Source organism: Moraxella sp. K23 (genome assembly GCF_041154765.1).
Classification (GTDB): Bacteria; Pseudomonadota; Gammaproteobacteria; order Pseudomonadales; family Moraxellaceae; genus Faucicola; species Faucicola tetraodonis.
Window position 1 is genome coordinate 686,102 of sequence record NZ_AP031595.1, and the last position, 18,566, is coordinate 704,667.

Below are 18,566 nucleotides of genomic sequence, written 5' to 3' on the forward strand. Positions count from 1 at the left end.
CTAGCATCATCCGTGTGTTAAGCGAAATATCACTAACACCCCGAGCACAAAGAAAATCATCGATAATATTCGGTGATTTTTTTTATCGCGTGCTTGGGTGGGGTACAGTAGCAAACCTGTGGTATAAACCATCAGACCATTGACTGGGCTAGTTTGAGTGGCTAAGGTGGTTTGAGCAGATAGTGGGAGTGGGCTGTGATTTACCAATCCAGTCTGGGCTTGGATAGCGTCTGAAGTAGAAACTGCGGATTTAGTCGACTGATTTGGCATGGGTCATCTTCCCAAAATAACTGATAGAACACTCATAAACGTTAGCGGATGATGTTGGGTAGGCTGTTGAGCCGCTATAGGATTTATGGCTGAGCCGCTATAGAATTTATGACGTTGATGGATAAAAATTGATTAAAACCAAATTTAAAATAACGATAATATAAAATTATAGTCAATTCAATGAATTAAATAAAATAAAGGGCAAAATTTACATTTATTTACAAAATAACAAAGCCACTGTCATAGTGGGCAGTGGCTTCAAGAAAATTAATCAATAATCTTACAGGGGAAAGGCTTAAAACGCTCTATAATTGGTGGCTGCTTTTTTCTGGTTTTCCATAAAAATAGTCCCCTGTAGCCAAATATTGGCTTGAATATAATCGTTGACTTGAATGGTTGCATCGATGTTATCGGCATTGACCGCTAAACGAATCACAACAGGATTATCAAGGCTTTCACGTAATATCACCACATCAAGCAATACAAATTCAACCCCATTAAAGCTGGTAGTCTGTTTGCCAATAATTTGACCTTGGCACCACGCCTCATCTTGTTGCCCGATGGTTTCACCAAATAAATAAGCACACATATGACCGACATTGATTTCAATTGGCTCCAGCGGCAAGTCGTTTTCGCTAGGTTGCCAAGCGGCGATTTGGGCTTCAAGGTCTTTTGGGGCAACGTTATTATTTTTGGTCAAAATATCATTAAAAGCGCGGTGATAGCGAATCGCTTCAGGCTCATCAACCACAATAGTTTCTGAGCGGTTACTCAAGCTTACGGTGTAAGCAAATGCACTCAGATTGACTAAGTAGCGGTGATTTTTTTCATAGTTGTGCGCATTGATGGCATAATACTGGTCAAATACATACAACACGGTATTGTCATCAGTTTTTAAGCGCAAAATCGCTTCTATCTGATTGTCACATTTATAGACACCTTCAATAGTGACCCATTGCCCATACGGACTATTGACACAAGGAAACGCATTAATCAGACGTTTGGGTGAGCGATTACTATCAACTTCAATCACTTGATTGACATGAATCGGCTGATTACCCGATAGTAAAATATGCGAAGACGTGGCGTTGGTAGTCTTTAGTGGGGTAGGCATGGTGGCAGTATCGATATGCGATTGCAACCAATTTGGGACGTCATCGGGAATATTGTTGGTAAAACATGACCAGTGATCTGCATGACCAACCACTTGATCACAGTTTAGACTAATCGTATTGGGGGCATTTGAAGAAGGGGGTTGGTGGGTATTGGTCATAAGACGTCCTTTAAGTAACAACAGGTTTATCAGTAACAACAGGCTTATGTTGCAAACAAACTTAATAAACTAAACAGCTGTCACGATATTTATCAAAATTTTAATGATTACATTATCAGCTATCAATAGGCTAATATGAGCCTTCAAATCATCCCGATTAAATCAACGAGTATCAGCTATTAACCTATCTGTTATCAATGGATTAACCCTTGATTAAGCAGGGATGAAATTTAATTCTGCTATGTTAATGGGGACATGCAGAATTTTTTCACCTTATTTTGCTTAAAACATCCACAATTTATTGCGCGGATATGTTTGATTCTGCGAATTTTTAGCAAAATTGCAAAAAAACTTTTGCCAAAACGGTAAAAAAGTGTGTCAGACTAACACGCTTTTAGCAGGCTTGAATAATGGTTTTGAAATAAGTTATTTCTTTGCCTGCTGGTATCATCAAAATAGTGATAATTTTTAGGAATGCTATGTTTCGACCGTTGGCTTTGTTTTTAGGATTACGGTATACCCGTGCTGAGCGAAGTAACCGATTTATTTCTTTTATTTCTTTGATTTCAATGGTGGGTTTGACGCTTGGCGTCGCCGTGCTCATTACCGTGTTATCGGTGATGAATGGCTTTGACCGCGAACTTAAGAGTCGTATTTTGGGCATGGTGCCGCAAGCTACTGTCACTGCCAGTGAAATTATCCCAAACTGGCAAACACTGGCGCAAACGATTCAAAAAAACCCCAAAGTTGAAGCCGTCGCGCCTTTTATCCAATTACAGGGTATGCTCACCGCGAATGGACAAGTCGCAGGTATCATGGTGACAGGTATTGAGCCAAGCTATGAGAAAAAAGTCTCGATTATTCATCAGCATATGGAAAGTGGTAGTGTCGATAGTCTAAAAGCAGGTCAATTTGACATTGTGATTGGCAAGCAAATGGCGGATTCACTGGGGGTGAAACAAGGCGATATGGTCACCTTGGTGTTGCCAGAAGCTTCGCCATCGCCTGCTGGCGTGATTCCGCGCTTTAAGCGTTTTACCGTCACTGGGGTGTATGATATCAGCCCTGAAGTCAACAATATTATGGCATTCATCCCGATGAATGATGCGGCTACGTTATTGCGTCTGCCTGCGGGGGCGCAAGGTATTCGCATGAAACTAAAGGATTTGTTTGTCGCACCACAAGTGGCTCAGCAAGCAGCGAGCCTTGCACCCAATATGCTCATGCCTAGTGACTGGACATCGACGCATGGGAATTTATTTGGTGCCATCCAAATGGAAAAAGCCATGGTGGGGTTGTTGCTGTTTTTGATTATTTTGGTTGCTGCATTTAACATTGTCTCATCCTTGGTGATGCTGGTGACTGATAAAAAGGCGGACATTGCGATTTTAAAAACCTTTGGTGCGTCGCCTAAGCTCATAACCCAAGTATTTATGGTGCAAGGATTGTTTATCGGGGTGATTGGTACCGTCGCGGGAACTATTTTGGGCGTGATTTTAGCGTTGACCGTGAGCGATGTGGTAGGCGGTATCAATAATTTATTTGGGTTGCATTTATTTGATGCGTATTTTGTCAACTATTTACCTTCACAACTTGAATGGAAAGACGTAGCCATCATCGTGGCAGCCTCGCTGGTAATAAGTTTTGTGGCAACCATTTACCCAGCACGCCGAGCAGCTAGCATTCAACCGGCTCAAACATTGCGTTATGAATAGGAGTGAGCCATGACGGCGATTTTAACAGGAAATAATATCACCAAGACCTATCAAGATGGTAAAACCACCACGAATGTGCTCAATCATTTGGATATCAGTATTAACAGTGGCGAGCGAATCGCCATTGTTGGCACTAGCGGGTCGGGTAAAAGTACCTTGCTACATATCTTGGGTGGCTTAGATGTGCCGACCAGTGGGGAGGTTTGGCTACATGGGCAACGCATCAATGATCTGAATGAAACCCAGCGCGGTGAGCTTCGTAACCAGCATTTGGGCTTTATTTATCAGTTTCATCATTTGTTAGCGGAGTTTACTGCCATTGAAAATGTGGCAATGCCGCTATTGATGCGAAAAGCAGTGCCAATCGCAGTAGCGCGTCAACAGTCTATTGAATTACTGGAAAAAGTAGGATTGGGACATCGGTTGACGCATCGCCCAGGCGAGCTGTCTGGCGGTGAACGTCAACGGGTGGCGATTGCTAGGGCGCTGGTGACAAAGCCTTCATTAATACTGGCAGATGAGCCCACAGGGAACTTAGACTACGCCAATGCACAGGCGGTGTTTGAAATTCTGTCAGAGCTACAAAAAGATTTTAATACCGCGCTGTTGATGGTCACCCATGACCGGCAATTGGCACAGTTAGCGGATAAGCAATTGGCCTTACAAAATGGTACGTGGGTGGCTTAATACTCATCGAGTAGCCAACCGCTGATAAAAGCAAAGTATTCGCGAAACCACACATTTGGACGGATATACCAAGGGGTGTCAGACCCGACCACCTGTAAATTGGTATATCCTTGTCGTTTGCCAATAAGGCTTGCGCGCAAGGTGTGAAAATCACTGGTGACTGCGATTATCGGTTGATTTAAGGCAATCCCTTGCTGCGCTAAAATCTTTTTACTATGGACAAAGTTAAGCTCGGTACTGGTGCTTTGTTCTTCAAGCGCAATATGCGCCAAGCTGATGCCATAGGTGTCGTGTAAATAGTCCGCCATCGCTTTGGCTTCACTGACATCTTCTCCCGCATCAAAACCACCACTGGTTATCACGAGTGCGTTTGCAAAACGCTTGATGACTTCAGATGCTTTATCCAAACGCAGTTTTACCGCATCAGTCGGCTTATTATCTTTTGTTCCGCCACCTAAGACAATAATCGCTTGCGCTGCTTTAGGATGGTTATCGGTGTTAAAGTGCTGTTTTAAATAGCTGACAAAGATACAAAAACTTATCAACCAGACAAAAAATAATAGCCAAACTAGCTGCCATAATTTTTTTAGTGACGGCTGTGACGCCAAATAAAGTTGGATACGCTCCCAATATACCGCATGGCCTAAAAAAATTAGCCCGATGCCCAATGGCACTAGGGTGCCAATATGAAAAACACGATTGGCCAGCAATAGCCCGCAGTCAACAACCAGTATCAATCCTGCAATCCCTAGAGTGATTTGGATAGTTTTTTTCCTTACGGCTGAGGTTTTGTCATTGCCGCTACTAAATTGAGTCAACATCGATTAATAATTTCCAAAAGTTGCTATTTGTTTTACTATATCGTTCATTCGATAATTGTAAGGGAAGTAGCGAGCTATCGCTATCTTTATCAAGGATGAAACATGATTTGGCTCATCACGGTTGCCAGTTTGTTGGGGTTTTTAGTTGTCAATACGCTAGCAAATCAACCCTTGATGACAGGTTCTGCGCTAGCCAGTTATGATGCAAAAATTTGGTCTGTGCTATCAGTAGCCCTGTTGATAGCGCTGCTAATCAATGTAGGTTTATACCATGGCTGCAAGCGTAAACAGCTAAAAAGAGCGTCACCAAACCCTGCATTAGCCTACCGTTTTACCTTGCCGCTGTTAGCAAGTTTTATCTTTTTGCTGACGCTCATGTTGAGTGCCAGTTATGGTTTATATCATTACAAGCGGTATGAAAACGCGTTATTGCCCTCAGCGGTCACAGTGGATGCTATCGTTGAATCGCATCAAATCAGCGATACGGTGAGCCAAATGAGCCCATTATCAAATGATAATGCCTTAATTGGCAATGGTTTCATCAAACAAATCCTGCAAGTCCGCGTTGATAAGGGCGGTGATGCTGATTCATCGTCAGCAACCCCTCCACCACCGCTAACGGCACTGATTAGCGCTAACATTAAAGACAACCCTGATTGGGAAGCGACCTTGTCGCAGTTAAAACCTGGCATGCAGCTTAACGTAAAATTACAGCTTGAGCCCATTGCAAAGCCTAAGCCTACAAGTTTAGCCAATAATGCCAAACCGCTCATGCTAGGATTTGATGAAGCGCAATGGTTAAGGCAGCGTGGGGTGCAAGCAAAGGGAGTGATCATCGGTATTGAAAAATCGAGCCTACGGGAATTTAATCCATCCCATGTCAAAGACCTTATGGTTATTGCTATTGAACAATTGCGCTGGCAACTACGCCAAAAAATCCTCGATAATTTGCATACAACCCTGCTGAAACAATCCACGTCTATAGTCAATGCTAAAAACGATACTGCCCAACCCGCTTTTCAAACTTCCGGTCAAAGTTCAATTCAAAGCGCTATCCAAAGCCATGCAATCTTATTGGGACTGTTAACCGGTGATAAAAGTCTGATGGATAGCGACCTTAAGAACCGCTATCAAGTCACGGGGATTAGCCATTTATTGGCAATTTCAGGCCCGCATGTGCTGATGCTCGCCGCTATCGTATCCATTCTTGTATTATGGCTCGTTAAATGGCTTGCGCCCCAGTTGTTGGTCAAATTACCGAGTAGTTTATTGGTGCTTTGGGTGAGTGTGGTGATGGCAGGGTTTTATGCGCTGCTGGTGGGGTTTGAGATACCTGCCCAGCGGACATTTTGGATGCTGTTACTGCTCACGCTGTCGAAACAGTTATTGGTTAATTTTTCTGCTTATCGGCTGTTGGCGTGGGTTGCGCTAGGCATGATTTGGCTAGAACCGACCGCAGTCGGGCAAGCAGGGTTTTGGTTGTCCTTTGTAGCGGTGGTTTTACTGTTAAAATTTAGCGAGACAATAGGGACAGTTAGCGCCGCTGAAATTAACAATGTTAGTCAGTTACTAGCGCCTACTGCACGCGCCAACGTGCTGAGTAGTTTTGTTAAAACCATAAGCCATCAATTCAAGGCGTTATTAAAACTGCAAATTTGGCTGTTTGTTTGGATGCTGCCCATCGTGGTGTGGTTTTTTGGCAAAGTATCTGTCATTGGCATTTTGGTAAACTTGCTAGCCGTACCATTTTTAGGCTTAGTGGTTGTACCCTTGGATATGTTGGCAGGCGTTGTTAGTTGGCTACCTGTGGTGGGCGATTGGCTAAGTCAAATTATTTGGTCGATCCTGACAACCCTGCTCAATGTATTTCATCTTTTGCTTAACAAACTTATCGACACGGGTGTTGCCAAACAATCATTTTTCGCCTTGTCACAAACCCAGCTTGCCCTGTGTTTGTTAATTGCGCTACTGGGATTGTTAAAAGGCTTGTTGCCTAGAATGCTGATGTTGCCACTGGCTATCCTGTTGATATTGTTGCCACTGCAGCAGCGCAGCCTAAATGACAACCAGCCGACTTTGGCAGTTGGTGATAACCCTAAACTGGTAATCAGTTTATTAAAGAAAGGCGATGATAGCTGGCTTATTTTGTCGGACAATCAAATCAAAGCCGCGCAGGCGGATAAACCCAATTTTTTGAAAACCAAACAAGCTATCCGTAATGTTGCGGCTGATGAAGAAATCAGTTCGCTGTTGAACCGTGATATTTATCCGCTGTTGGCAAATCAGCAGGTTCACCGATTAACTGGCGTGATTAGTCAAACGCCCAGTGTCCGCGTCAATGAGCTGGTGCAGCAACTGGCAATCCATGTGCCTGTTCAAGCCTACTGGCTGGCAGGATATGATGTCGAACACAGCAGGCTTGATGTGACAGATAAGGGTGTATCTACAAGTTTTCGTGCGATTACACCCCGCAGTTGCCAAACCGCCCAACGTTGGCAACAAGATGGCTTGGAAATCACAGCGGTGTCGGGATGGCACTTGAATTTAGCCTTAACTGATGAGCAAAAGCTAGCGACCCAAACCTGTTATATTCGCATCCGTTTCAAGCCGCCAACCAGCAAACCCTACGATGTGCTGATGTTGGCAGGTAATAGCGATATTCCGATGCAAATGACTGAAAAATTATGCACGGTGTCGGCGACCCATTTACTCATTCAGCCCTATAATTTATCCATTAAACCATCGTGGCTAGCATTGACAAAACCTTCCTTGCTGCATGTGGTCACAGGCACATATAAGTCGCAAAAACTGGGAGAAGATAGCCAATTATCACTGGCTAGTTGGTCAGTGGATAAGCCTGCCGAACACTCGTTCGAAGTCCTGTATGCCGATCAAGTGGGCGCGGTAATTTACACGCTCGCCCCAGATGATACGGACTGATAATTGACGATTTGGCTACAAGGGAGTGATTGTAATTTTGACCGCTTCCCCCTATCATGGGCGGTAAATTACCTATTGCAAAGGAACTTTTATGTCAGATAATTGGCCACCCGATCCCAACCACCCCTCACAATCAAAGCCACCTGTTCAACCAAACCATGCACAAAACTTGCCACCCAATCCGCCATACGCAGGCCAAGAATGGCAATTGCTAGAAAAAACCCTCATGGCAAGCCTTGTGGAGCAGCGCCGTGCAAGACGCTGGGGTATTTTCTTTAAGCTCATCACCTTGGGCTATGTGCTACTATTTGGCGCGGCGGTAGCCAAAGGCTGTAGTGGTTCTGCCAAAAGTGGCATGAGTGATATCGATATGAGCAAACCGCATTTAGCCGTCGTCGATGTCAAAGGCGTTATCAGCAGCGACAATGAAGCCAATAGTCAAGCGGTGGGCGAGGCATTGACAGAAGCGTTTAACAACGACCAAGCGCAAGCGGTAGCATTACGCATCAACTCACCGGGTGGCTCGCCTGTACAATCCGATGAAATCTGGCAAACCATGACCGAATTGAGAAAAGCCCATCCTAACAAAAAACTGTATGCCGTTATCGAAGATATGGGGGCTTCAGGCGCGTATTATATCGCATCTGCAGCTGATGAAATTTGGGTCAATCCCTCAAGCTTGGTCGGCTCAATCGGCGTGATTATGCCAAGCTACAATGTCCAAGGTTTGATGGATAAACTAGGCGTTAAAGATGGCACCATGACAGCCGGTGCGCACAAAGATATTTTAAGCATGAGTCGCCCGCTCTCCGAGTTTGAGCGCCAACATGTACAAGGTGTGCTGGATAACACCCACGCCCATTTTATCAATGCTGTCAAACAAGGTCGCGGCAATCGCCTCAAAAACCCTGACGCCAATCAGCTTTTTTCTGGGTTATTCTGGAGTGGTGAGCAAGCGATTAATCTCGGTTTGGCGGATAAAAAAGGCGGCATCAGCACCCTTGAGTCTCAGCTAAAACTAGACAATGTCGTGGAATATAACCCAGAAGACCCGGTGAAAAAAGTGTTGGGTAAATTTGCCAGCCAAATCGGCTATGGGTTTGGCGAAACGGTCTCCAAAGGCTTTGCCAGCCAATTAACCCACGCGGCTGCAAATGACAAAGGGATGCAATAGCCATGTCATCTGAGATTAGCCAGCATCCATTAGCCCATCGTTTGCTGTCTGCGCATCTAGCGACAGGCATAGAAGTGGCAGGACAAAAACCGCTGATACACTTTGCGCATGCCAATGGGATTCCATCACGAACCTATCAATATCTGTTTGATTTGCTGAGTGATGAATTTGATATTGTCTATATTCCAGCGTTAGGCATTGACCCGCGTTATCCGGTTGACAATCATTGGCAAAAACTGACCCAACAAGTGATTGATAGCATCCAAGCGCACTTAAGCGCCCGCGGGCAAACCAAGGTCATCGGGCTAGGGCATTCGCTTGGTGCATTGTGTACGCTGCAAGCCAGCTATCAAGCGCCTGAGCTATTTAGCCAAGTGATTGCCTTAGACCCACCCCTCATTCATGGCTACTATTCGATGGCACTGCATTGGGCAAAACGCTTTAGCCCACGGTTAGTAGATAGGCTCACGCCTGCAGGTCTATCAAGCCATCGCCGTGATATATGGCCAAGTCGTGAAGTCGCCTACGAGCATCTGCGGCATAAAGCATTCTATCGACACTTTGATGAGCGCTGTTTTAATGATTTTATTGGTTATGGCTTGACTGATACCGCAGATGGGCAAGTGACGCTTACCATTCCAAAAGCGGTGGAAGTGGCGGTGTTTCGTACCAACCCCTCGCTATACTGGCAAAAACCTAACCATCCGCCGGCTGTCCCTGCCAAGCAAATAACTGGTAAAGATAGCCTGTTTCTCAAACGCGGGTTTCCTGCGCTGGTCAAACAGCGTATGGGCATTGATTTCGAAGTGCATGAAGGGGGGCACATGTTCCCGCTAGAGTACCCAGCCAGTACGGTTCAACGAATCAAAGCGCTTATTCACTCAGTCAATCATGATATCCAGTAACAACACAAACATCCATTAAAGGGTTTAATGTGCAAAATTTATCATTACAGCCTAGTACCCCCATCTACGATTTGCCAAAGACCATTGTGCTATCTATGGTGTTATTAGCGGTGTTTTTTGCCAGTCAATTGATTGGCGTGGTGTTATTTGCACCATGGGTGCTACAAGATGCCGCAAATTTGGATATCGCTGAAAAAGTGTTGCAGGGCAGTGAAAACGGCACCTTAATGAGTCTAGCGCTAGGCTTTACCTTAGCCATGGTGCTCGGCTGCGTTTATTTGTTTATCCGATTTAAAAACAGCCGTATCAAAGATTATCTTGCCCTTAAATCCTTTACTTGGTATCAGTTGTTACAATGTAGCGCGCTGCTGATTGTGCTAAATGTTATCATCAACCTAGTCACCGTCTGGCTGGGTCGCGAGCCCATGATGTTTATGGACAATCTTGCTGAGTCCGCACATCCACGGTGGCTGCTTGTGCTGGCGATGGTGGTATTTGCGCCGATTTATGAAGAAGTGATATTTCGCGGGTTTATGTGGACAGGGCTTGCCAGCTCAAAGCTCGGTATGTGGGGTGCCAGTGTGCTGACCAGTATTGTATTTGCGGTGATTCATATGCAATACGGGGTGGTCGAGTTGTTGGGGATTTTTTGTCTAGCGATGTTATTTAGCTATGGGCGTATCATGTCAGGGTCACTGTTATTGCCTGTGGTGTTGCATATGATGAATAATGGCTTGGCGATGGGACAGTATTTATACGGCTAGTCTTTTTTAGCTAACTTTTAACCCGCATTTAACGCCAAAACCGCTTCACCCGCTTCACGAACCTGGGCAACCGAGAGGGATTTTTGCCCGCTAAGTGCCTGACGCCATTTACGACTGCCTGTCAATCCTTGAAACAAGCCTAAATAATGGCGCATAATGACCGTCAATGGTGTGCCACGCGCGTCACTGGCTGCCAAAAAATCCAGTAATTGATAAAAAATATCCGCTCGGCTAGGTACTGGCTCGTCCCACAGCTGCATGGCTTCGGCTAGAATATAAGGGTTGTGATAAGCTTCACGCCCAATCATCACACCATCGACTTTCGTCAGATGGGTTTTGATTTCATCAATAGTGGTGATACCGCCATTGATTTCCACAAATACATCGGGAAAATCCTGCTTTAAGCGGTACACATCCTCATAGCGAAGGGGCGGAATTTCACGATTTTGTTTAGGGCTTAAGCCTTGTAGCCAAGCGGTGCGCGCATGGACGATGACATGCTGACAACCTGCTTTCACCACATGATCTACAAAATCCGCCATAAACTCATAACTATCAAAGTTATCAATGCCAATGCGATGCTTGACAGTGACGGGAATATCCACCGCATCACGCATCGCAGAGACGATATCTGCTACCAATTTGGGCTCTGCCATCAAGCACGCCCCGATTTTGTAATGTTGTACCCGATCGGACGGGCAGCCGACATTTAGGTTGATTTCATCGTAACCGTAGTCTTGCCCGATTTTAGCACAGCGCGCCAATTCGTCAGGATTTGAGCCGCCAAGCTGAAGCACCAAAGGATGTTCATTGGGATAAAATCGCAGCTGATAGTCTGTATCGCCCTGCAATATCGCCGAGGTACTGATCATTTCAGTATAAAGGTAAGTATAAGGATTGAATAATCGAGCAAAGTAACAATAATCGCGTGTACTCCAATCAATCATCGGTGCGGTGGACAATCGTTTATGCTGCATTGTGGTCATAGGCAGGGTTATAGGCAGTGTCATAGGCAAATATTCAAAAAAGTGGCTAATCTATAGCTAATCTATCAGCTAATCAATAAAAGCGGGCGCTAAAAAAAGCGATGGTAAAACAACTATCAGCGATAAAAAAGCTTAGGAATTCATCAGCCGCTTATCTTCCATGCGATACAAACCATGCAAATTGGTCAACAACATACCCATGATAATGCCAATCACACAGACAAACACCAGATACAAGGCGCTTGAAAGCATTAATTTATGTGAAAAATAAACCAATAGCACAGGCAATAATGCGCCTGCCAATGCATATGCTACGTTATAGCTAAAGCTAATACCACTTAGGCGTACCCCAACCGGAAACAGACGCACACAAATACTTGGGACTAGGCCAATCACGCCAGAGAAAAACCCTAAAATCGCATAATTAATCAGTAATAGCTCACTACTGTTTTTTAGTGAAACAAAGAAAATAACACTGGCAATGCTTAAAAATATACAGCCTAAAGTAAATACACGACCTGAGTTAAAACGATCGGCAAAATAACCATAGGTTAACGCCCCCAATCCACCAAAGATAATACCCACCCCATTGGATATCATCATCAAACTGGTATCGACATCAAAAAACTGGATGCCCAAAATCGGTAAAAGCAAATAAATCGTCAAATAAACACTGGCGGTAAACCAAGACAAACCCAGCGTCATCACTGTACCATAACGGTATTTGATAATAGCTCGGCGTATTGGCAGACGTTTAACCAAGCGCTTTTTAGACTTAGCCATCAGCCAAAGCGGGGTTTCTTCAAGCTTGGCTCGTAACAGCACCGCAAATAGCGTACCGATACTGGCGATGACAAAAGGAATACGCCAACCATACGATTGCATCTGGGTGGGGGTGAGCATATTTGATAACGTGGCGCTTAAAATATTGCCCATCAAAGTCGACAAAATCACTCCACTGATGAGGGCGCCACACACTGACCCTAATTGACGACGTGGCATATGCTCAGCAATATAGACCCATGAAGCGGGCACCTCAGCCCCATAGCCAAAGCCTTGAATTAAACGCAATAATAGCATGAGAACAATCGCTGCCACACCTATATGATGATAGCTAGGCAAACAGGCAATCACTAAACCAGACGCACCCACCAATAGCAAACTATACAGCAACACATGTTTTCTGCCATAGCGATCGCCGATATCACCCAATATCAAACCGCCTAGCGGTCTTGACATATAACCGGCTAAAATCAGCAGCAAAAAACAAATCGACTTTAATGACTCAGGTATATTTTCTGGGAAAAAAGCTTGATTGATACTATCATTAAAATAAAAATAAATTGTAAAATCAAAGGAAGCAAAAAAAGCCCCAAAAATCGTTAAATACACCACGTTTTTTTCGTAGCGATTTAAATCCCTAATTTCTTCGTTGGCATCATGAAAAAATGGCATAGTCGACAATATCACCTAGAAGCTGGCTAAAGGTCTGCAAGCTTTATAATCAATGGACAGATAGGTTATCTAACGCGCTAAAGAATTAAATTCGTCACTATTCACCTGATAAATTAAATCACTTGACAAATTGAACAGTAATTTATCAAAACTGTAATAAATTTAATTATTTAAATAAATATTACAAGCAAACGTCATGATTTAACAGTTGAGATATATTACTTTTTGAAACCGCATACTATAGTGATTTTGGTACTATTTTTACTATCAAAAATGTGTGTTTTTTGTAATATATCAGCTTACAATAAGCGCTTAAATGGCAAGGCAGAAAAAATCTTTAGCCAAAGTCCATTGACAAACGTCATATGCGGCTCTTTATCCAAGCTGATAAGCTTTTTATTGGTTTTATCATCATGGGTTTGCCACATCAGTTGTTCATTATCCTTAAGATGTACGCGGTAACTGATATTGAGCATAGAGTTATCAAACGTATTATGAAAGGATTTGGCAAGCGCTTTATCTTCAATCAGCACACCAAGCTCAGTATTGATGTTGGCAGAGCGCGGATCCACATTGTAAGAACCGATAAACGTATATTTGTCATCCACCGCAAAGGCTTTGGTATGCAAACTGGTGCTATACTTACTGCGATATAAGCTACGTTTTTTGCGGCGAAAGTCTGCATCGGCAGAGGATTTTAGCTCATACAGTCCAATTCCTGCTTTGAGCATCGGCACGCGTGCCACGTTATACCCGGAATGCACGATAGGCACATCGGTTGATTCATACGAGTTGGTAAAAATATTGATTTTTACCCCGTTTTCCATGAGTTTGCTTAGTTGCAGTACGCCCAAGTCAGTGGGCACAAAATACGATGAGACAATGGTCAATTGCTGTTTTGGGGTGCCAATACGGGCCCGAAGCTTGGATACCAATCGGCTATCTTTATCATCTTGATTAAGCAGTTTTTTGACATCATCTGCCAAAAACTGCATCGGTTGCCAACGAAATTGGATTTTTTTGTTATACAGTTGTTTATCGACTATGGCGCCATTTTGTACCCGATAAAGTTGCGAGCTTTTATGCAGATGGGACTGGCTGTTGACCGGTGCAATCGCCGTCAAAGTCCCCAAAAATGGCTCATCGCTTTTATTACGATCGGGATTTTTTGAGGGTTTGACCAAACGCTCGATATCATACGATAGAGGACTATCCCAATAATCTTCAAAACTATCATTGATTTGGTTGACCACTTTGCCGGCAAGCAAAACATCCAAATCAGCAAACTCAGCGATGCTATCTTTACGCAGATATTCATCGCCAATATTGCGCCCACCAATGATGGATAACTGGCGGTCGAAGGTCATGCTTTTATTGTGCATGCGGCGTTGGTAGCGGGGCAGTGCTACCACAAAATTGGCGGGGGTAAAGCTACGCACCAATTTGGGGTTAATCAATCGCACTTGGATATTAGCATGCGCCGCAAAGGCAAGTAGCTGTTGGTCAAGCTCAGGATTGGTATTTAAATCATCGAGTAACAATCGTACTTTGACACCCCGATTGGCGGCTTGGTATAAGTCTTTAAGCATCAATTGTCCTGCTGCATCGTTGTGCCAAATATAGTATTGGATATCGATGGTCTGCTGAGCCATTTCGGTCAAAATACTGCGTGAGGCGAACGCATCACTGCTATCAATCAGCGGATAATAACCGGAAAATTTGCTCGGTGAGGGGTTTTTGCTGGCACTGATACGACTGATTAAATAATGACCTTGTATACGCGATTTTTCGGAAAATTTTTGCGCACCTGGCAGCTGCGTTGATACAGTTGGCGTAGCGGCGATATGGGGATTGTTCGGCAGCATTTGACAAGCGGTCAGTGGCGTAAGTAGCAGCGTAAATAGCAATGGCAAGCAAAATGTCACAATTTTGGGCGTGAGTTTTTGCGATGCTAGTCTCACAAAGCCAACAGATACCGAATAAAATGCTGCTACCAAAGCCTGAATCCTTTTAAAAAAATCACTGATTAACGTGGCGCTCGCCTAAGAAAAGTTGGTTGTCACGGCGTTTTTGCATAAAATACTGACTTGAAATCCACCGTCAAATCCAACTTATGCTATCATAATTTATTTGATGCACAAAAGATGTAACATTATGACCCAATTAGACCCCAACTGGCAAAGTGATGCACTTGATTTAAGCCTAGACTATGCCGACCAAACCATTGCCGTGCGTGGCGGTTATCACCGTACCGATGAAGGCGAACATAACGAAGCGATTTTTACCACTAGCTCCTACGTATACAACAATGCCGCCGATGCCGCCGACCATTTTAATGGCAATAAAAAAGGCAATGTCTACTCGCGCCATACCAATCCGACCGTACGCGCTTTTGAGCGTAGATTGGCAGCGTTAGAGGAAGGCGAGCGCTGCGTGGCAACCGCATCAGGCATGGGCGCGATTTTGACCATGTGTTTGGCGTACTTGCAAGCCGGTGACCATCTGCTAGCAGCCAAGCAATTATTTGGTTCATCCGTCGCCCTGTTTGATACTTACTTTAAAGCGTTTGGCGTTGAGGTAAGTTATGTCGATTGCTTTGACAATGACGCTTGGCAACAGGCGATGCAGCCAAATACCAAGGTGCTGTACTGCGAAAGCCCCTCCAATCCTTTGGCGCAAATTGCCGATTTAAGCTTTTTATCAAGGCTCGCGCATAATCACGATGCACTATTAATCGTCGATAACTGCTTTGCTACCCCAGCCATTCAAAAACCTTTGATGTTGGGGGCGGATGTGGTATTGCATTCCGCCAGTAAATATATTGACGGTCAAGGCCGTGTGCTAGGCGGTGCATTGGTCGGCAACAATGACTTGATGGAAAAAGCCTTTGGGGTAGTGCGTACCGGCGGGATTAGTCTATCGCCATTTAATGCGTGGGTGTTGCTAAAGGGTCTAGAAACCTTGTCGCTACGTATGAAAGCCCACTGCGAAAATGCCAATCAAATCGCTAAATTTTTGCACAATCACCCAAAAGTCAGCAAAGTGCATTTTTCAGGGTTGCCCGATCACCCATCCCATGACATCGCTAAACGCCAACACACGGCACTCAAAAATGTGCAAGGCGGTGCGTTTGGCGCCATTATTGGCTTTGAGGTGGCTGACCAAGCAGCAGCGTGGCATGTTATTGATAGTACCAACATGATTTCGATTACCAATAACCTAGGCGATGCCAAAAGCACCATTACCCATCCTGCAACGACGACCCATTTTCGCATGACACCTGAAGCAAGAATCGAGGCAGGCGTGAACGAAGGCTTAATTCGCTTCTCGGTGGGGCTTGAAGATGTCGATGACATTATCGCTGATTTAAAACGCGGTTTGGATACACTCGCCTAATATAGAGTCAAAACCCATTAGCCAGAACCCAAAAGCCAGTAGCAAAATTTACTGGCTTTTTTATGGCGCTGTTTTATAGCGCTTTTTTATCTGGCTTTTTTATTTCATCGCATTAACCAACAACGGCAATATTTTCCCCGCGTTGTCGGGTAACACGATGTCAACCGCTGTGGTGTGGGTCGGATTGGGATTAATCTCGATGACGGTTGCGCCCTGTTGTTTTGCCAAATCAATCAAGCCCGCCGCAGGATAAACCACGCTTGATGTGCCAATACTCACCAATACATCACAATTGAGCGTTGCCGTTTCTGCCTTTTGCCAAGCCTCCTGTGGCAACATCTCGCCAAACCACACAATATCCGGGCGAATCAAACCGCCGCATTCACAATGCTTTAGCTCAGTGTCTGTGATAGCAATGGCTTTGTCATACGGTTTGCCGCAATCATGGCAGCGATTTTTGGCCAAATCCCCGTGCAGTTTTGCCACCGTGGCACCGCCTTGCTCATGCAGATTGTCGACATTTTGGCTAAACAGCGTCCAAGTTTTGCCTTGCTGCTTTGCCAATGCTTGCCATTCACCTAAGGCAAAATGGGCAGGATTGGGCTGTTTATCGGCGATTTGTCCACGCCACCATTGGTGCCATTGCCACACCAATGCAGGCTCCTTTTCAAACGCTTGAATGCTGACCAAATATTCGGCTTGGTATTGTTGCCACAGTCCGGTAAGTTTATCCCGAAAAGTCGAAATGCCACTTTCAGCCGAGACACCTGCCCCCGTCAGAATGGCAATATTTTGGGCGCATTTAATAACACTAGCGGATTTATAGAGAGCGACCTCTAGCGATGCGGGTGTAGTTGTTGTCATAGTCGTAGTTTCTTGCTGTTAATGGGTTTATGGTAGTGATGTTATCTTAGCATTTTTATGTGAATGATTTTAGATCAGCAGTTTTAGGTTAAAAATTTGGGCTAACGATTAGCAATAGACAGTTTGCGGTCAAATTCGCTACAATGAGCCACTAACATTAGAAACAAACAGGAACACTCATGAACTTACAAGCCCTCATGCAACAAGCGCAAATGATGCAAAAGCAAGTGGAAAAAAACGTTGAAAATGCCAAGAAAAAACTGGCAGAAAAAGAAGTACATGCCGAAGCGGGTAGTGGCTTGGTGAAAGTCACCATGAATGGTCGCCATGTGGTCAAACGTTTATCAATCGATCCTAGCCTACTGCAAGATGACCCTGATATGATTGAAGATTTGATTGCCGCTGCTATCAATGATGCCGTGCGTCAGGCCGATGAACTACACGAGACTGAAATGGCGAGTGCCACCAACGGCATGGGTTTACCACCAGGGATGAATGGTTTATTTTAAACCCACTAGGGCTATACTAGGCTTATAAAGTAGCGCTATAAAATAGTGGAAAATTGCCTTGCGATTAGACAGGCAAAACCCCATAAAAAGCTGATAATTGATTGTCAGCTTTTTTTATTTTTTATCATTTTTATAAGAATGCGCCTATGCTTACGCCAAAATTTGATGAACTTGTAAAACAACTCAAAGTACTACCTGGGGTCGGACCCAAATCTGCCCAGCGGATGGCACTGCACTTGCTTAGCTATAAGCGCCCGCAAGGTCAAGCATTGGGCGAAGCCTTGATTGTAGCGATGCATGATATCAAGCAATGCCAAGTATGCCGTGGTTTATCAGATGAAGATATTTGCCCGATATGTAGCGATCCGCGCCGCAATGAGCGCGTGCTTTGTATTGTAGAGACGGCAGCAGACATGATGGCAATCGAGCAAACCGCTGGGTTTAACGGTAAATACTTTGTGCTTGGCGGGCATTTATCACCCATTGATGGTATTGGTGTGGAGCAGCTCGGCATCAATCAGCTAATTGGGCTGTTAAAACAACACCAAGCCGCGCAAACCCCGGTGGAAGAAATTATTTTGGCAACCAGTACTACGGTAGAAGGGCAAACCACCGCGCATTTTATCAGTGAAGCGGTCAAGCCTTACGTTACCCATATCAGCCGGATTGCCCAAGGGATTCCGATGGGCGGCGAGCTTGAATATTTAGATAGTATGACACTGGGTCAAGCCCTGCAAAATCGTGGACGGTTATAAAATCTTTTCATCAGTTTGACAAGACAAAATCCTAGATTCATCATAAAATACG

The 18,566-nt window shown here is 44.6% G+C and carries 16 protein-coding genes; 9 read left to right on the forward strand and 7 right to left on the reverse strand.

Features of this window, described 5'->3' with window-relative positions; translation table 11 throughout:
- Positions 1-6: 6 nt before the first annotated feature.
- Entirely contained in the window at positions 7-270 is a 264-nt protein-coding gene (locus ACAM37_RS03045) for a hypothetical protein (RefSeq protein ID WP_312116404.1), read from the reverse strand.
- Positions 271-565: 295 nt separating this feature from the next.
- Positions 566-1,543, reverse strand: a complete 978-nt coding sequence (locus tag ACAM37_RS03050) for a hypothetical protein (RefSeq protein WP_369626529.1) — start codon at positions 1,541-1,543, stop codon at positions 566-568.
- A 479-nt stretch (positions 1,544-2,022) separates the two neighbouring features.
- On the opposite strand from ACAM37_RS03050, the gene ACAM37_RS03055 reads away from it, so the two are divergent.
- Entirely contained in the window at positions 2,023-3,258 is a 1,236-nt protein-coding gene (locus tag ACAM37_RS03055) for a lipoprotein-releasing ABC transporter permease subunit (RefSeq protein ID WP_369626530.1), read from the forward strand.
- Between the two features lie 9 nt (positions 3,259-3,267).
- Positions 3,268-3,945 (forward strand): lipoprotein-releasing ABC transporter ATP-binding protein LolD, encoded by a 678-nt coding sequence (lolD, locus tag ACAM37_RS03060; RefSeq protein WP_007115912.1) that lies wholly within the window; start codon positions 3,268-3,270, stop codon positions 3,943-3,945.
- Here lolD and ACAM37_RS03065 read toward each other — a convergent pair.
- The gene (locus tag ACAM37_RS03065) at positions 3,942-4,766 is read right to left on the reverse strand and encodes a YdcF family protein (protein ID WP_369626531.1); all 825 of its coding nucleotides are present in this window, start codon (positions 4,764-4,766) and stop codon (positions 3,942-3,944) included. The two genes, lolD and ACAM37_RS03065, sit on opposite strands and share 4 nt — an antisense overlap.
- Before the next feature lie 102 nt (positions 4,767-4,868).
- On the opposite strand from ACAM37_RS03065, the gene ACAM37_RS03070 reads away from it, so the two are divergent.
- The 4 genes from ACAM37_RS03070 (at position 4,869) to ACAM37_RS03085 (ending at position 10,549) form a co-directional block, all read left to right on the forward strand.
- Positions 4,869-7,706 carry a ComEC/Rec2 family competence protein gene (locus ACAM37_RS03070; RefSeq protein ID WP_369626532.1) on the forward strand — a complete coding sequence of 946 codons (2,838 nt, stop codon included), beginning with the start codon at positions 4,869-4,871 and terminating at the stop codon, positions 7,704-7,706.
- 91 nt (positions 7,707-7,797) lie between these two features.
- Positions 7,798-8,880: a signal peptide peptidase SppA gene (gene sppA, locus ACAM37_RS03075; protein ID WP_369626533.1), complete on the forward strand. Its 1,083-nt coding sequence runs from the start codon at positions 7,798-7,800 to the stop codon at positions 8,878-8,880.
- Positions 8,881-8,954: 74 nt separating this feature from the next.
- A complete protein-coding gene (locus ACAM37_RS03080) occupies positions 8,955-9,785 on the forward strand; it encodes an alpha/beta fold hydrolase (protein WP_369626822.1) in 831 nt (276 codons plus the stop codon).
- A 29-nt stretch (positions 9,786-9,814) separates the two neighbouring features.
- Positions 9,815-10,549: a CPBP family intramembrane glutamic endopeptidase gene (locus ACAM37_RS03085; RefSeq protein WP_369626534.1), complete on the forward strand. Its 735-nt coding sequence runs from the start codon at positions 9,815-9,817 to the stop codon at positions 10,547-10,549.
- Between the two features lie 17 nt (positions 10,550-10,566).
- On the opposite strand, the gene dusA is transcribed toward ACAM37_RS03085, so the two are convergent.
- From dusA to ACAM37_RS03100, 3 genes are all read right to left on the reverse strand, one after another.
- Positions 10,567-11,535, reverse strand: a complete 969-nt coding sequence (dusA, locus tag ACAM37_RS03090) for a tRNA dihydrouridine(20/20a) synthase DusA (RefSeq protein WP_369626823.1) — start codon at positions 11,533-11,535, stop codon at positions 10,567-10,569.
- A 132-nt stretch (positions 11,536-11,667) separates the two neighbouring features.
- The gene (locus tag ACAM37_RS03095) at positions 11,668-12,990 is read right to left on the reverse strand and encodes an MFS transporter (RefSeq protein WP_369626535.1); all 1,323 of its coding nucleotides are present in this window, start codon (positions 12,988-12,990) and stop codon (positions 11,668-11,670) included.
- A gap of 299 nt (positions 12,991-13,289) precedes the next feature.
- A complete protein-coding gene (locus ACAM37_RS03100) occupies positions 13,290-14,987 on the reverse strand; it encodes a phospholipase D family protein (protein WP_369626536.1) in 1,698 nt (565 codons plus the stop codon).
- A 157-nt stretch (positions 14,988-15,144) separates the two neighbouring features.
- On the opposite strand from ACAM37_RS03100, the gene ACAM37_RS03105 reads away from it, so the two are divergent.
- A complete protein-coding gene (locus ACAM37_RS03105) occupies positions 15,145-16,386 on the forward strand; it encodes an O-succinylhomoserine sulfhydrylase (protein ID WP_369626537.1) in 1,242 nt (413 codons plus the stop codon).
- 99 nt (positions 16,387-16,485) lie between these two features.
- Here ACAM37_RS03105 and ACAM37_RS03110 read toward each other — a convergent pair whose 3' ends face one another.
- Entirely contained in the window at positions 16,486-17,250 is a 765-nt protein-coding gene (locus ACAM37_RS03110) for an NAD-dependent deacylase (protein ID WP_369626538.1), read from the reverse strand.
- Positions 17,251-17,429: 179 nt separating this feature from the next.
- On the opposite strand from ACAM37_RS03110, the gene ACAM37_RS03115 reads away from it, so the two are divergent.
- The gene (locus tag ACAM37_RS03115; RefSeq protein WP_007115923.1) at positions 17,430-17,759 is read left to right on the forward strand and encodes a YbaB/EbfC family nucleoid-associated protein; all 330 of its coding nucleotides are present in this window, start codon (positions 17,430-17,432) and stop codon (positions 17,757-17,759) included.
- A gap of 146 nt (positions 17,760-17,905) precedes the next feature.
- Complete coding sequence (recR, locus tag ACAM37_RS03120; RefSeq protein WP_007115924.1) at positions 17,906-18,514, forward strand: recombination mediator RecR; 609 nt, start codon at positions 17,906-17,908, stop codon at positions 18,512-18,514.
- Positions 18,515-18,566 lie beyond the last annotated feature (52 nt).

Excerpts from the sequence above, each read along its gene's own strand:
- ACAM37_RS03045 (WP_312116404.1), bottom strand. The coding sequence starts at position 270 with ATGCCAAATCAGTCGACTAAATCCGCAGTTTCTACTTCAGACGCTATC.
- ACAM37_RS03050 (WP_369626529.1), bottom strand. The coding sequence starts at position 1,543 with ATGACCAATACCCACCAACCCCCTTCTTCAAATGCCCCCAATACGATT.
- ACAM37_RS03055 (WP_369626530.1), top strand. The coding sequence starts at position 2,023 with ATGTTTCGACCGTTGGCTTTGTTTTTAGGATTACGGTATACCCGTGCT.
- lolD (WP_007115912.1), top strand. The coding sequence starts at position 3,268 with ATGACGGCGATTTTAACAGGAAATAATATCACCAAGACCTATCAAGAT.
- ACAM37_RS03065 (WP_369626531.1), bottom strand. The coding sequence starts at position 4,766 with ATGTTGACTCAATTTAGTAGCGGCAATGACAAAACCTCAGCCGTAAGG.
- ACAM37_RS03070 (WP_369626532.1), top strand. The coding sequence starts at position 4,869 with ATGATTTGGCTCATCACGGTTGCCAGTTTGTTGGGGTTTTTAGTTGTC.
- sppA (WP_369626533.1), top strand. The coding sequence starts at position 7,798 with ATGTCAGATAATTGGCCACCCGATCCCAACCACCCCTCACAATCAAAG.
- dusA (WP_369626823.1), bottom strand. The coding sequence starts at position 11,535 with ATGACCACAATGCAGCATAAACGATTGTCCACCGCACCGATGATTGAT.
- ACAM37_RS03095 (WP_369626535.1), bottom strand. The coding sequence starts at position 12,990 with ATGCCATTTTTTCATGATGCCAACGAAGAAATTAGGGATTTAAATCGC.
- ACAM37_RS03105 (WP_369626537.1), top strand. The coding sequence starts at position 15,145 with ATGACCCAATTAGACCCCAACTGGCAAAGTGATGCACTTGATTTAAGC.
- ACAM37_RS03110 (WP_369626538.1), bottom strand. The coding sequence starts at position 17,250 with ATGACAACAACTACACCCGCATCGCTAGAGGTCGCTCTCTATAAATCC.
- ACAM37_RS03115 (WP_007115923.1), top strand. The coding sequence starts at position 17,430 with ATGAACTTACAAGCCCTCATGCAACAAGCGCAAATGATGCAAAAGCAA.
- recR (WP_007115924.1), top strand. The coding sequence starts at position 17,906 with ATGCTTACGCCAAAATTTGATGAACTTGTAAAACAACTCAAAGTACTA.